The organism is Anaerobutyricum hallii DSM 3353 (genome assembly GCF_000173975.1).
Classification (GTDB): Bacteria; Bacillota; Clostridia; order Lachnospirales; family Lachnospiraceae; genus Anaerobutyricum; species Anaerobutyricum hallii.
On record NZ_ACEP01000168.1, the window covers coordinates 1 to 14,101 of the forward strand.

13 protein-coding genes and 1 other RNA gene are annotated in these 14,101 nt (G+C 37.4%); 13 read left to right on the forward strand and 1 reads right to left on the reverse strand.

Features of this window, described 5'->3' with window-relative positions; translation table 11 throughout:
- The first annotated feature begins 378 nt into the window (after positions 1-378).
- The 13 genes from EUBHAL_RS13985 to tig all read left to right on the forward strand — a co-directional run bounded on the left by EUBHAL_RS13985 (position 379) and on the right by tig (position 12,931).
- A complete protein-coding gene (locus tag EUBHAL_RS13985; protein WP_005351595.1) occupies positions 379-3,591 on the forward strand; it encodes a vWA domain-containing protein in 3,213 nt (1,070 codons plus the stop codon).
- Complete coding sequence (gene lepB, locus EUBHAL_RS13990) at positions 3,588-4,076, forward strand: signal peptidase I (protein WP_005351596.1); 489 nt, start codon at positions 3,588-3,590, stop codon at positions 4,074-4,076. The genes EUBHAL_RS13985 and lepB overlap by 4 nt, the downstream gene beginning before the upstream one ends.
- Positions 4,077-4,272: 196 nt before the next feature.
- Positions 4,273-5,313 carry a DUF7601 domain-containing protein gene (locus EUBHAL_RS13995; RefSeq protein ID WP_044923744.1) on the forward strand — a complete coding sequence of 347 codons (1,041 nt, stop codon included), beginning with the start codon at positions 4,273-4,275 and terminating at the stop codon, positions 5,311-5,313.
- A 45-nt stretch (positions 5,314-5,358) separates the two neighbouring features.
- Entirely contained in the window at positions 5,359-6,138 is a 780-nt protein-coding gene (gene srtB, locus EUBHAL_RS14000) for a class B sortase (protein ID WP_005351599.1), read from the forward strand.
- A 20-nt stretch (positions 6,139-6,158) separates the two neighbouring features.
- Entirely contained in the window at positions 6,159-6,854 is a 696-nt protein-coding gene (locus tag EUBHAL_RS14005; protein WP_005351601.1) for a Spy0128 family protein, read from the forward strand.
- Between the two features lie 461 nt (positions 6,855-7,315).
- On the forward strand, positions 7,316-7,543 hold the full coding sequence (locus tag EUBHAL_RS14010; protein WP_005351604.1) for a hypothetical protein: 228 nt from the start codon (positions 7,316-7,318) through the stop codon (positions 7,541-7,543).
- 205 nt (positions 7,544-7,748) lie between these two features.
- Positions 7,749-8,093, forward strand: a transfer-messenger RNA (tmRNA) gene (gene ssrA / locus EUBHAL_RS15565).
- A 264-nt stretch (positions 8,094-8,357) separates the two neighbouring features.
- Positions 8,358-9,272, forward strand: coding sequence for a DMT family transporter (locus EUBHAL_RS14015; protein ID WP_044923748.1), 915 nt, complete (start codon positions 8,358-8,360; stop codon positions 9,270-9,272).
- A 160-nt stretch (positions 9,273-9,432) separates the two neighbouring features.
- Positions 9,433-9,708, forward strand: coding sequence for a zinc ribbon domain-containing protein (locus tag EUBHAL_RS16585; protein WP_005351607.1), 276 nt, complete (start codon positions 9,433-9,435; stop codon positions 9,706-9,708).
- 123 nt (positions 9,709-9,831) lie between these two features.
- Positions 9,832-10,140: a thioredoxin gene (gene trxA / locus EUBHAL_RS14025; RefSeq protein ID WP_005351609.1), complete on the forward strand. Its 309-nt coding sequence runs from the start codon at positions 9,832-9,834 to the stop codon at positions 10,138-10,140.
- A gap of 128 nt (positions 10,141-10,268) precedes the next feature.
- Positions 10,269-11,087, forward strand: a complete 819-nt coding sequence (locus EUBHAL_RS15025) for a 4'-phosphopantetheinyl transferase family protein (protein WP_005351611.1) — start codon at positions 10,269-10,271, stop codon at positions 11,085-11,087.
- 80 nt (positions 11,088-11,167) lie between these two features.
- Entirely contained in the window at positions 11,168-11,836 is a 669-nt protein-coding gene (locus tag EUBHAL_RS14035; RefSeq protein WP_005351612.1) for a tetratricopeptide repeat protein, read from the forward strand.
- 21 nt (positions 11,837-11,857) lie between these two features.
- Entirely contained in the window at positions 11,858-12,931 is a 1,074-nt protein-coding gene (gene tig, locus EUBHAL_RS15030) for a trigger factor (protein WP_005351614.1), read from the forward strand.
- Between the two features lie 179 nt (positions 12,932-13,110).
- On the opposite strand, the gene EUBHAL_RS14045 is transcribed toward tig, so the two are convergent.
- The gene (locus EUBHAL_RS14045; RefSeq protein ID WP_005351617.1) at positions 13,111-13,779 is read right to left on the reverse strand and encodes a histidine phosphatase family protein; all 669 of its coding nucleotides are present in this window, start codon (positions 13,777-13,779) and stop codon (positions 13,111-13,113) included.
- Positions 13,780-14,101 lie beyond the last annotated feature (322 nt).

Sequence of the window (14,101 nt, forward strand, 5' to 3'; positions counted from 1 at the left end):
GTTGATTTTTTACAAATTCATAATATTCTGGAGAATCCTCAAATCCTCTAAGATGAATTCTGACTTTCCTCCAACTGCCAATGCACAGCCTTCGAAGAAAGCTTATTCTCTATATTTGTGGCCTCGGAGCAAGTGTTGGATACGAGCGAGTAGAGCGAGTATTCAACACGCCGCGACTAAAGTCACAAATATAGGGAATAAGCTTTCTTCGAAGGCGTCTACTTTGCTGCGCAAATCAGAATCTGTCTTTTTTTGCGCTCGTTTTCCGGTATAAACTTCCCATATTTGCATATTTAGTATTATGGCAACTATTTAGCAGTCCTTTTTGTGAAGAATAAAGGATATTTTAGGAGAAAAAGAAAGTAGGGAGAGTGCAATATGTGGAAAAAAGTAAAGCGAATCCTATCATGCATCCTTGCACTAATATTGCTGTTATCGTTGATAGATGGACAGCAGTTTTTTGTACGGGCAGAGAGTGAAGTAAAGGTAACACAGACAGAACAAGCGTCAAATAAGATGGAGGAAACAAAAACTTCTTCTAGAAAGGAAGAAGGGTCGGAAGCAAACAATAAGGAGAATGGCAAACAAGAAGAAGGAACACAAAAGGAAGAACTATCTACAAAGGCAACAGAAAAAACAACGGAAACGAAAAATGAAGATGGAAAGGTGGACAAACCAGACAACTTAAATAAAGAGAATGAAAATAATGGACAGGAAAATGGTGGAAAGAATGAAGAAAAAGAGACAGGGGATAAGGGAGAGGAGACAATAAAGGAAAAAGCGGAAGAAGCTTCTGCCGAGGAAGATACTGCACAGGAGACAGAGGCCAAAGAACAAATAGATGCTACGGATGACACACAAGAGCGGATGAATCAGCAGGACGAAAATGTGCCAGCAATGGCGCAGAGGGGGACAGACGTATCTGAAAAAGAGACAGAGTATGTTCCAAAGAGTCAGCCCCAGGGGGTAAGTATAAAGGTATATGCAAAAGAAAATGTTTTCCCAGAAGGGACGACGATGAAGGTAAAGGAGTTAACCAATAAGGAATTAGATAGTGCACAAAATGTTCTGGAAAAAGGTAATGTATCTTACGATGGTTTTCTTGGCTATGATATCAGTTTTTATAATAAAGAAGGAAAAGAAATTGAACCGGAAGAAGGAAGCGTAAGAGTGGAAGTGGATATGAATCTGAATCTGCTCCCAAAAGATCTGCAGATGGATACGTTGCAGATGCAGCATTTGAAAGAGGAAAAGAAAGACAGGACTGTTGAGACAGTGGCAAAAGCAGCAGATCATAAGTTATCTGTAAGTAAAAGTAAGGTAACAGCAAAGTTTGAAGTAAAGAGTTTTTCTGATTTTATTTTGACATGGAATATTGATGCGACACCGGCTGACCCATTAGAAACAGGAGATAATGCGGCATCCATAGAAAAACAGATAAATCATGAAAAATATGCGACATTAAGGGATGATGGAACTTATGACTTGACCCTTACCGTTGCAGGGAAAAAGGGAACGGAGACAAATAAAGCCAAGCTTGATGTAATATATATTCTTGATAAATCAGGAAGTATGAAAGAAGATTTTGGTGGAACATCAAAACGGATTGCGGCATCTAACGCAATTACCGCGCTTACGAAAAGTTTGAAGCAAAATGCGAATATTGATGCTCGTTTTTCTATGGTTACATTTAGTGGAAATAAAACAACAGGAATGTGGGGGCAAGGAGATACCAAGACCTGGGATGATGCAGAAGTAGCGGTAAGTTGGACTACTGATGCAGGAACGATTGAGAGAGGCTCCAAACCAACTTCAAATGGTGGAACAAATTATCAGGCAGGTATTCGGACTGCGAAAGAATTGCTGACCAGTAAGAGAGCAGGGGCAATGACAGCGGTTATTTTTATCTCTGACGGTGATCCGACTTTCTATTATAATCCAGACGGATATACTAGGGGAGATGGCAATAACGATGGCAATGGCGGAGCAGATAATTTAAAGGTATGCCTGGATGCGGCAAAAAATGAAATCGCAAATCTTGGCGTAAATTATTTCTATACAGTTGGTGTAGGAAAAGCGAATGATTATGTGAATTTAAGTGACTTATGTAGCGCATCTGGTGTGAGTGGCGCGAAAAACTTTGATGGCACAAATACAGATGAGTTAACGAAAGCATTTAGCACCATTGAGTCAGATATTTTAACCTTTTTATGTTCGAATGTTTCTATTCAGGATGTACTGAGTGAGAATGTAGAGATTGTAAAAGACAAAGATGGTGTATTTAAAAGTCTGAAAATTGTAGTGACTGGTAAAGAGGGAAAAACTATAGTGGAAGGTGACAATAAAGTTACATTTCAAGATGGAACACAAAATGTCACATTAAAAGCAGGATATGACAGCAAAACAAAGACTATTACCTTAGATTTTCCAGCGGAATATCAGTTAAATGCAGAGTATACATATAAAGTAATTGCGAATATTGATGCGACAGAAAAAGCTTATGAAAATTATCGAAAGAATTTGACTGACAATAAAGATGAGAATGAAAAGGGATATAAGGATGTTGCAGATGCCGGAACAGGAACCCATGCAGGGAAAAAAGGTATGTATACGAACGAGAACAGTGAGGCGAAAATGACCTATACTTTCCGTGGAGAAGAGTATACAGAATTATATGACAAACCGGTTATCAAACTTCATTCAGGTAAGTTGATTTTAGAAAAAGAAGTGGAAGGACTTGACAGTCTTACACCAGAACAGCTTGAACAATATAAAGCAAATTTGAAATTTAAAATCAAAGTAAAGACAAAGAATAATACCAGCTTAAAAGAGGAAGAAATAACACTGACTGATCTTGCAAAAGAAAGTAATGGAAATGAAGATAGTGGAAATAGTAGTAATACCAATAAAAGAAATAAGTACATTTATACTGTTATGGAAGGAATTAATCCGGGAAGTTTCTACGAAATCACGGAAGATGGTGGTGAAGTAGAAGGGTATATCTGGGAGACTGCAGCGGACAAAAAAAGTGAGAATGGAACAATAGCAAAAGATGAGACAGAAAAGGTTTCCTTTAAGAATACATATAGCAGAAAGAAGATTCCTTTAATTATAAATAAAACAGTCGAAGGAAATATGTCAGAAAAAAGAAAAGAGTTTGCATTTTCCATTACATTAAAAGATGCGAATGGAGCTGTCTATGAATTATCTGATGAGGAGATAAAAGACGTAGGAGTTAGCACAAAGGGAGAGGGCCAAAAAGGAGTATATACATTTACGTTAAAAGATGGAGAAAGTAAAGAATTCTCTCTTCCATACGGATGTAAATATACTATTTCAGAAGAGGATTATTCCTCATCAGGATATAAAACATATATTGGAGAAAAAAAGGAAGAAAATCAAAAGAGAACGACAGAAGAAGAAACACTTACTCAGAAAATAGAAATAAATTTCCTTAATAAAAAAGAGGTTATCCCACCAACGGGTGTTGAAACAACGATGACAGCATGGCTTCTTATGACAGGAGTAACTCTTTTATTAGGAGCGGTATTTCTGCTGTTTGGAATTCGCAGAAAGAGATTCGTCGCATGAGTGAAATAAAAGCATTTTTTATCCGTCTTGTAATTTTACTTATTTTTCTATGGCTGTTGTTTGGTGTATTCTTTGGAATTACACCAATGCGTGGAAATGACATGTTCCCCCGCATTAGTGCCGGAGATCTCCTGCTTTACTATCGATTGGAGAAAAATTTTAACAGTGGAGATGTCCTCGTATTTAGAAAACAGGGGAAAATAAGTACTGGAAGAGTCGTGGCACATGGCGGCGATTCCGTAGAAATTACAGGGGATGGCGAATTAAAAGTAAATGGAAGCATAGTAATAGAAACGAATGTATTTTATAAAACCTATCCATATGACAAAAAGAAAGTGAACTATCCTCTTTCGCTAAAGAAAGACGAAGTATTTCTTCTGTGCGACTACAGGGAGGGGGGAAGAGACAGCCGCTATTTTGGGGCGGTTTCTAAAAAAGAAATCAAAGGAAAAGTCATCACGATTTTAAGACGTTCTGATTTATAGAATCTATAAAAAACAGTAGAGAATATAAAGAAATATACAAATGCCGAAAAAAGAAAGGTATCTCGTGCTTTTGGAAAAAGCAATTTTCCCCGCTAAAATCCAAAAGCACTTGATATAGCGGAAGGCAGATGTCTTCCGCTGATAGATAGTTAGCTGACAGTAAATGATCTTAACGAAGAAAGAGAGGCAATTTGTTATGAGAGCGGACAAAAAGAAATTTTCGACACGGTTGATGGCGGCGCTGATGGCAGGAACATTGGCGGCAGGAATGATGGGGATGAATGTGAGCGCGGCCGTTGTTCACAGTGGAAATCCGATTACAACGATTCCTGTAACTAAAAATGTATTGACAGATGGAAATACGATGGCACCAAATACTACATTTGAGTTTGAGGTTGCTGTTGCTGATGCAGGAACATTTAATGATGGGAATAAAGATCAGGTAGTTTATAAGGGTATAGCTGGAGGATTAACAGCAGAAACAGGAGCAGCCTTTACGCCGGGAGGAAAAGGAAGTGCAGCAGAAACTTATACAGCAGAAGGATCTTTAAAAACAGATGCTGCTGTATTTGAAAGACCGGGCGTTTATCATTATACAGTAACAGAGAAGGCAAATAATTATGAAGGTGTAACAACAGATACAACTTCCTACGATGTATATGTATATGTGTATAATAGAACAGATGGACTTTATGTGGGAAATGTTGTTTCAGCTAAAAATGGCGATAAGGCAGATCTGATTTTTAACAATGATTATGGTCAGGACAAAAACAAAGATACTACACATGATGTAGTGATTAAAAAAGTAATTACAGGTAATCAGGCTGTAGAAAGTGATACATTCCAGTTGGTTGTAACAGTAACTGGAACTGCAGGAGAAAAATATAAAGTAACACTTGATAATGCAGAGCAGAACCCTCTTACAAGTGGAGAAAAGGCTACATATACAGTTACAAATAATACAGAAATTCATATCTATGGTTTAACAGAAGGCGACAAGGTTCAAGCAGTAGAGGAAGCGAATACTCAGGGATATCAAGCTACTTATACAACTGGTTTATCAGAAGGAACATTAACAATTTCCAGTGATGGTAGTGAGGCCACAGTAACAAATACTAAAAATTCCACAAGCCCAACAGGTGTTATTCTCAACTACGGTCCATACATCCTTATGATTGCTCTTGCAGGTTCTATGGCAGCATTCTTCTTTTTCAAAAGAAATCGCAAAGAGGCATAAAAAATCCATAAACATAAAGAATGAATAAGGAGGGGCAGGGTACGGATGAAAATCGCAGTTCGTATTGCACAGGCAGGCAATCAGATTCTAAATATCATCGTAATGGGAATTATTTTATTCTTATTCTTGTATGGCGGGTATTCTTTATGGGATACTTATATGAGTGCAAAGAGTGCATTTTTATCCGATGATTTGCTTTCCTATAAACCACAGCCGGGGGAGGGGGCAAATCCTTCCCTGGAAGATTTGATGGCAATTAACAAAGATGTGGCAGGATGGATTACAATAGATGATACCCATATTGATTACCCGGTTGTACAGGGAAAAGATGATATGGAGTATATCAATAAAGATGTATATGGAGAATTTTCTTTATCAGGTTCTATTTTTTTATCCTGCATGAATAAAAAAGATTTTTCCGACAATTATAATCTGGTATATGGACACCACATGGCAAATGGGGGAATGTTCGGAGATGTGGTATCTTTCACGGAAAAAAGTTATTTTGACAAACATAAAACAGGAGAGCTGTATTTGCCAGATAAAACGATGCATATTGATCTGTTTGCCTGTATGAAAACTTCAGCATCCGATTCTAAAGTTTATAACCCACAAAATATATCGAAAACTTCGGAATCTTTTAAAAGTTTTCTTGACTATGTCAGGGAAGCTGCCATCTGTTATCGAGATAGCGGAAGGCAGGATACTGGACAGATTATTGGGTTATCGACCTGTTCGGAAGCAGTAACGAATGGAAGGGTAATACTTTTTGGAAGGTTGAGTGAGGTAACAAAAAGCAATCAAAAGCAAAAGAAAGCAGAGTAAGGGAGGTGCTTTCAGGACAAATGAAACGAAGTAAAATAAAAGGAAAATGGATATGGGGAGTGCTTTCCACAACCCTGGCAATTATTTTCCTTTTTTCGGTAAAAATGATAGCAGTTTATGCAGCAGAAGGGGAGCGGGAGTGTACAATTGCGATTCCGGTTTCTGTAGAAATGAAAGGAAATATAAAGTCAGAAGTTTTTGAGTACGCTTTAGAACCTGCCGATGAAAACAGTTCTACAGAAGCGGTATTTAGCGAAGTGGAGGTGACGCAGGAAGGAATCACAAAAGGCAGCTTTGAGGAAATGCGTTATACGAGACCTGGAGACTATAAATATACGGTATATCAATTAAAAGGCGAGAGTAAAGATGTCATTTATGATGGTTCAGTATATGAAGTTACCGTTCGCGTTGTAAATACGCAGGAGGGCGGCCTTGCTGCAGAAGTCTGGGCAGTAAAAGACCAGTCTGATCAGAAAACTGATGAAATAAAGTTTATAAATCAGTATAAAGAAACAACAACGGCAACGACAGAAGCCATAAATAATACGATTCATCATACTATAACGAACACAATCACAAAGTCCTCTATAGGAACATCTTCTCCCAAAACAGGAGATAAAAGTAATGTGATGTTATGGGGTGGAATTGCCATTTTATCAGGTTTATGTGTATTCTTTTTTATATTTGAAGGAAAAAGAAGAAAGACAGAAGAATAGAAATATCAAAATAGCCTTTAAATCAAAAATAGAAAAACAATTAAAAAAAATAGATAACTAAAATAAACTGTAAATAAAAACAGAAAAATAAAAAAGTAGAAATTCTGTAAGTGTTTTGGACAACAGTAGTGCGAAACATTTGCAGAATTTTTTTAGTCAATCAAATTTAATTATCTATTGAAAAATAAAAATTTATCAGATATTATTTTGCGATAAATGCTTTTGTACTTGATTTTGTGAGTACATAAATAGAAAATGAGAGAAAAATGAGGAACGACATGAGAAACATTTACCGCAAAAAACAGATAAACCTAATCATAATGGCAGTTCTTAGTTTATAAGAGGAATCAATCAGAAGAAGAACGGAAGCTATTCTTCTGTACAAAGAATTCGCACTTTATCTGATGCCAAACCGGGACTTGCAGTTTCCGTGAGTGGAACAACGGGAATGTTAAGCTGGAATGAAAGATGGAAATTATACATATCGCAGACCAGCGCAAGTGACGATTAAAGCAGATGGAAAAGACGTGGAGAATGGAACATTCTGGATTCGTGATGATGCAGCATTTACTACGCATACAATTAATGTAAAAGGCTGCAAGGATTTAAGAATTTTTATTACACAGGGAAATATAATTAAAAAGTTTGATACGGAATATGGTTTTGCAGATGTAAAACTTAGCAAGTAGAATAACAAGACCTGGAGCGTTTTGCAATATGCGTCAGTGCTAGAGTGTGTTTGAAAAATCATTCCCGTAGTCTGCAAATTGTAATGCACATCTTACAGAAAGTCCGATAAATTCCGGAAAATAAAAGTACAGTAATAAAATATCCCTTGACATTTTTCACAGAAAGTATATAATAGTGATACTACGGTTCAAAGAACCCTCATGGGGGCTTGTACTGGTTTCGACGGGGATTTTGAACGTGGGGCAGCCATCCGTGGTCCGGGACCACGTTAAAACTCGGAACTAAATATAAACGCTGAAGATAATTTAGCATACGCTGCCTAGTTGCAGCTGTCGGCCTTAGTATCCCCACAGACTGAGAGTCCGGCACCGATTATGTGGGACACTCGTATTCCAAAGCTTTGCGGAGTATGAAGTAACATGAAGCTACTGAAATCTGGAGTTTGTCTTTAGACGCCAGACAGAGGGAATGTCAAAATAGAGACTGTGATGGGAGATACCGTACGGAATAGGTTTTCGGACAGGGGTTCGATTCCCCTCAGGTCCATAAGACGACCCTTGAAATATGGCTTATTTAAGCCGTATTTCGAGGGTTTCTTTAGTTAGCATCATAAAAACAGTTTTTTTATTACATATTATTTGTTGGAGAATGAGATATGGTTGATTATCATTCTTTAAAGTCATACATTTCCAAATAGCGAAATCTTTTCATTTGGATTATAATACTTTTCCTCTTTCGTCACTTTTGACAAACTACCTCCCCTATTGTAGAATAGAGCAGAATGTGAAAAAAGAGGGAAGAAGGAAAATAGCGATGAATGCAAAAGTAAAAGGAACCGCATTTGCTCTTTTTGGTGGAGCGTGCTGGGGATTATCGAGTGTAGTGGGAAAGCTCCTCTTCGATATGAGAGGAATGAACGCAGAGTGGCTTGTCACAGCAAGGCTTGTTTTTGGTGGATTTATCATGCTCTGCTTTGCGGCCTTTCAGAAAAAAGGTGAAATTTTTAAAATATGGAAAGAAAAGAAAACGGCATTTAGCATGATTTTATTTGCAGCATTGGGAATGCTGGCATGTCAGCTTACATACTTTTTATGTGTGCAGTATTCGAACCCGGCGACAGCGACAGTGCTTCAGTACACCTCGCCGGTTATGATTATGCTGTTATGCCTTTTCCTTGATAGAAAACTGCCAAGAATTATTGATATTATCGTGCTGATTGCAGTAGTTGTGGGGGTATTTTTAATGTCTACACATGGAAATATTCACAGCCTTGCAATTTCGCAAAAAGCTTTAATTTTAGGAATTACAACAGCTATTACCGTTGTATTTTATACGGTTTGGCCAGTACGTCTGTTAAGGGAGTATGGCTCAACGCTTGTTATTGGCTGGGGAATGTTTATCGGCGGAATTATGCTGATGCCATTTTCAAAATTCTGGGCACCTCCGGGAAGATGGGACTGGGTTACCATAACCTTAGTGGCAATTGTAGTTGTATTCGGAACGATTGTTTCTTTTAGCTGTTATTTAAAAGGCGTGATGTATTTGGGACCGGTAAAGAGTAGTCTGTTTGCCTGCATGGAGCCGCTTGTTTCTACGATTCTTACAATATTTTTATTACATCAGGCATTTGTGGCGGCAGATATTGTAGGAATTGCACTGATTATTGTCAGCGTTACTTCTTTGGCAGTGAATGATGTTATAAAAGAGGCCAGGGAAAAGGAAAAATAAAAATTTTAAAGTAAGAAAAACTTATTCTATAGATAAAAGTAATTTTCTTAAAAAGCTCAATTATGGATTAAAGATACAAAGTAAATAAGATTATATTTTTGGGTATGAAGATCAAGTACAGGAAAAGGAGCTGCAAAAATTTTTAGGTCTGGATTTTTCCATGCATGAGGAGGAACAGGGCAAGAAACTTGTGAAGGTGGATAGATTTTTTGCAAGCAGCCAGACCTGTTCTGTTTGTGGTTACAAAAATGCAAAAATGAAAAATCTTGCGTTAAGAGAGTGGGATTGTCCGCAGTGCGGGACCCATCATGACAGAGATGTAAATGCGTATGTGAGAAAAAATGCAGGATTACAAACGGCGGATATATGGTATAATAAAGAAGATTTCGTAAAAGAAATTATAGAGCAACGTAACAAGAACCCAGAGCGTGTTTAATAAGTTCTAAAAATTAAGGTTGTATGCTCTAATATATCAGGCAGTTATAAATGAATTGAGATATCAGAAAGCGTATATTCTGATATTTTAAGCCAGAGATACTTATCGAAAGGAAGAGGAAAAATGGTAATTGTAAAAGTAACAGAAAGTAATTTTGAGCAGGAAGTATTACAGGCAGAGGGAAAAGTTCTCGTAGATTTCTGGGCAGTCTGGTGTGGACCATGCCAGATGTTATCTCCAATCGTGGATGAAGTAGCTGCAGAAGCGGGAAATGTAAAAGTTGGAAAGGTTAATGTAGATGAAGAACCAGCACTTGCTGCAAAGTTCGGCGTTATGAGCATTCCAACACTACTCGTATTTGAGAATGGAAAAGTTGTAAAACAGTCCATTGGCTATATTGAAAAAGATGAGGTTATGGCTCTTATTCAGTAGGGCAAAGCAGAGCATATCTAAGATAGAATAAATAAGCTGTTGTCAGAGAAAACTGATGACAGCTTTTTGTCATTTGCTGCATATTTTGTTATATAATGCAGCAATCTCATGTTTTTTGAGGAGTAAAAATGAAAAATACAAAAGTCTATTTAATGAGTACGGAAAATGTAAAAGATCCCAGAACTTTTGCATTGTGGAAAGAATTTCTTCCTAAAGAACATTGGGAGAAAACAGTGCGCCCACTAAAAGAAGAAGATAGAAAAACGGAGCTTGCTGCATGGTTTTTATTATATCAGGCACTAAGAGAGTGGGGGATTTCAGAAGAAAAAATCAATGCAGACGGTGCGTATTATTATGGAGAACATGGCAAACCGATGCGAAGAAATGAAGAAATCTGTTTTAATCTTTCTCATTCTGGGAAATATGTACTGTGTGCAGTATCAGAAATGGAAATTGGCTGTGATATTGAAAAGATAAAGGAAGTAAAGTGGAAGCTTGCGAAAAGATTTTTTTCGGAAAAAGAGTATGATTTTTTGGTGAGGCTGGGGAGACAAGAAAAATTAATGAAACAAGGGGAAACAGTCAAATCTGGAAAGACAGATAAGCAAGAGAAAGTAGGTAAACAACAAAATATAAATAGACAGAAAGAAAAAGGAAAAATCAAGGAAAATGCATATACAGTTGAAGAAGCTTTTACTCGTTTTTGGGTATTGAGAGAGAGCTATGTAAAAAAAACAGGGGAAGGACTTGGAGCTGCTTTGACTGGATTGGATTTCTCGGATATTTTAGGTCAAAAGAATTCCAAAGGAAAAAAGAACGGAGAGTTTTTGGAGGAAACTTTTTTTGAAATGGAATATGATGGATACCGGATAGCGATTTGTGGGGAAAAAGATAGTAAACCGGAATTTGTCGTGTATCGTGGGACTATTGACAATTGTTTTCTTTAATAATATAATTTTTAAGATAAGTTATTCTCTGTTTTTATACAGAAAGGTAATTTAATTGAAGCCAGGTTAGGAGTGGAAAAATGGCAGTAGAAGGAACAAAAATCAGAGAGATGATGGAAGGAAAAACTCTCGAAAAAGATAACATAAAGAAGATGTATGATATGGTGCAGAATGCATCAGAACCAGAAGATAAGAAAAAGGTTATGAAACATTCTGTTTTTTTTATTGGACAGCTTCCTTTAAAAGAGAATCATATTGTTGATCTTGAACAGACGAGAAGAATTGTGAATGGTAGTGTTCCATTTTCAGAAGTGGATACTTACATGGATTATTTGCTGAAAGGGCTATCTACACAGAAGCTTCTTTTAGAGAAAGAAGATGGTTCCTATGAAGTGAATACAAAATATGAGAAGTCTGTAATCAAGGTTCGTAAGATTGCCAGAGCATTTCAGCTTGAGAAGGAAAAAGCATTAGAGGCAGGAATTCCAAAAGCAAAAAAGATGTATCAGATGGGAACAAAATACTATCATTCCGGTCAGTACGAGGAGGCAGCGGCCTGCTTTATGAATGCGGCGGAATTAGCAGAGTACCGCATGGCATACTATAGCCTTGCCTTGATGTATTTTAAGGGACAGGGTGTAGATCAGTCTTTTGAAGAAGCACTCTATTATGCAAGGAAGGCCCTTGTAAAAGGAGCTGTTATCGCTCAGGAATTAGAGCAGGAGATTTTAGAAGCAATGAATGCTTAAAAGAAAGGATATATTTTTATTATGAAAAAGTTTGCAACAATTGCACTTGCAGTCGTTTTGTCAATGGGTATCCTGACAGGATGCGGCAGTAGTAAAAAGGCGGCAGAAGCAACAACAGAAGTAAAGGAAGAAACTGTAGATTATGGACAGGGACTTAATGAAGATGGAACATTAGAAGGAGTAAAAGCAACGGATTATGTGACGGTATGTGATTATTCTGCTTTAAAGATTCCCAAAAAGGAAGTAAAGGTATCAGACAGTGATGTACAGACAGAGATTGATACCATCTTATCCAGCTATAATCAGGTAACAGATCGTAAAGTCAAAAAAGGAGATACGGTTAATATTGATTATAAAGGAATGGTTGATGGTAAAGAATTTGATGGTGGAACAGCCAGCGGTGCCAGCCTCAAAATTGGTTCAGGAACTTTTATTGATGGTTTTGAAGATCAGTTAATTGGTAAAATGCCAGGCGAGACGGTTCAGGTAAAAGTAACTTTTCCAAAAGATTATCAGGGGAAAGAGGTTGCCGGAAAGGATGCTGTATTTGAAACAACAATCAACTATATTGATGAGACACCAAAGCTTACAGATAAGTTTGTAAAAGAAAAGTTATCTGACAGGTATGGTTATACAACTGTAAAAGAGATGAAAAAGACAATCAGAGATGAGATTTTCAAGACGAACAAAACAGATTATATCTGGAATCATATGATTGAAAAGAGTAAATTCAAAGAAATTCCAGACGAACTTATCAATGACAGAGTTGATGTTTTAGTTAATGGATTAAAAGCACAGTTAAAAGCTTCAAACTATACGTTAAAAGATTATCTTTCTGCATATGGAATTGAAGATGAGACCACATTAAGAGACCAGTATAAGAGCAGCTGTGAAAGCACGGTAAAAGTATTCCTTATTGCAGATGCTATCGCAGCAGATAAAAAGATTTCGGTAACAGATGAAGACGTAAAAGCGTACTTCAATGGGGAAGATACTGCACAATATGAAAAGCAGTATTCCAAAGCATATATTAACCGAATAGTGCTGAATAATCTTGTGATACAGGAAATCGAGAAAAATGTAACAGTGAAATAGGAATTTTTCTCCTACAGCCAAAGTACAGCCCCCGAAGAGAGTCTAACCCCTATATTTGTGACTTTAGTCGCAGCGGTTTGAATGCTCGCTTTAAGCGCTCACATCCAAACCTTGCTCCGAGGCCACAAATATAGGGGTTAGACTCTCTTCGGGGGCGTCTTTTTGCCTGCGGCAAATTTCTATTTATCAATTACCTTATAGTGGTCGAAGCACAGGGATTCATCATAATATATTTTATCTTTGGCTGTGATTTTTGCCTGACCGTTTTGGACATCAATGATTGTTACGGCACAGTTGTAAGGTACATGTTCCTGCCAGAAGCTATCCCGGTTTTCGTATAAAGAATTTAACATAGCGCGCAGAGCACAGCCATGTGTGGCAATGAGGATAGTTTTATCCTGGTAATCTGGATTTGCAATTAATTCATTAAAGAAATCAGCAGTTCTTTCCATCACATCAGCAACACTTTCTCCATCGGGTGAACCCTGATAATGAAAGGCATCTGTATAGAATATATTATAATTAGGATCAGGAACTTCAAAATTATTTTCGAGACAGCCAAGCCCCTCCCAGCAGCCCCAGTTAAATTCCATGATGCGGCGGTCTTCTATAATAGGAATTTTACGTCCAAAATTTTTCTCAGAAGCAGCAACAGTAAGTTCTCCTGTTTCTCTTGCTCTTTTTAAAGGACTTGTAATAACAAGGTCAAAAGGAATCTCTTTTAGTGCTTCTCCGGTGATAATTGCAAGGTCTTTTCCATTCTGGTTTAACGGTTCATCTGTCCATCCCTGCAAGCGGCCTAAAGCATTTAGCTTTGTTTCTCCATGACGTATAATATAAAGCTTCATATGTAAAATTCTCCTTTTTAACGCATTGGATAATAAATACAAACTAACACAGAAAATATTATAACAATAATCAGAAGGTATATCAAGGAATTCTGATTTGTCAGGCTGCGGAGCAGACGAACTCCTGAAGCTAAATAAAGCATATTTGTGACTTTAGTCGCAGCGGTTTGAATGTTCGCTTACAGCGCTCACATCCAAACCTTGCTCCGAGGCCACAAATATGCTTTATTTAGCTTCAGGAGTTCTGTGCGCTGGCAGCTCAGAAAACCAGTTGGAGGAATTTGGGGATTCCTCGAAAGGCTGTGATTTTATGAGAAAATAC

Bases quoted from the DNA above. Each gene is read 5' to 3' on its own strand.
- EUBHAL_RS14005 (WP_005351601.1), top strand. From the start codon at position 6,159: ATGAAACGAAGTAAAATAAAAGGAAAATGGATATGGGGAGTGCTTTCC.
- EUBHAL_RS14045 (WP_005351617.1), bottom strand. From the start codon at position 13,779: ATGAAGCTTTATATTATACGTCATGGAGAAACAAAGCTAAATGCTTTA.
- EUBHAL_RS14015 (WP_044923748.1), top strand. From the start codon at position 8,358: ATGAATGCAAAAGTAAAAGGAACCGCATTTGCTCTTTTTGGTGGAGCG.
- EUBHAL_RS16585 (WP_005351607.1), top strand. From the start codon at position 9,433: ATGCATGAGGAGGAACAGGGCAAGAAACTTGTGAAGGTGGATAGATTT.
- EUBHAL_RS15025 (WP_005351611.1), top strand. From the start codon at position 10,269: ATGAAAAATACAAAAGTCTATTTAATGAGTACGGAAAATGTAAAAGAT.
- srtB (WP_005351599.1), top strand. From the start codon at position 5,359: ATGAAAATCGCAGTTCGTATTGCACAGGCAGGCAATCAGATTCTAAAT.
- EUBHAL_RS14035 (WP_005351612.1), top strand. From the start codon at position 11,168: ATGGCAGTAGAAGGAACAAAAATCAGAGAGATGATGGAAGGAAAAACT.
- tig (WP_005351614.1), top strand. From the start codon at position 11,858: ATGAAAAAGTTTGCAACAATTGCACTTGCAGTCGTTTTGTCAATGGGT.
- EUBHAL_RS13995 (WP_044923744.1), top strand. From the start codon at position 4,273: ATGAGAGCGGACAAAAAGAAATTTTCGACACGGTTGATGGCGGCGCTG.
- trxA (WP_005351609.1), top strand. From the start codon at position 9,832: ATGGTAATTGTAAAAGTAACAGAAAGTAATTTTGAGCAGGAAGTATTA.
- lepB (WP_005351596.1), top strand. From the start codon at position 3,588: ATGAGTGAAATAAAAGCATTTTTTATCCGTCTTGTAATTTTACTTATT.
- EUBHAL_RS13985 (WP_005351595.1), top strand. From the start codon at position 379: ATGTGGAAAAAAGTAAAGCGAATCCTATCATGCATCCTTGCACTAATA.
- EUBHAL_RS14010 (WP_005351604.1), top strand. From the start codon at position 7,316: ATGAAAGATGGAAATTATACATATCGCAGACCAGCGCAAGTGACGATT.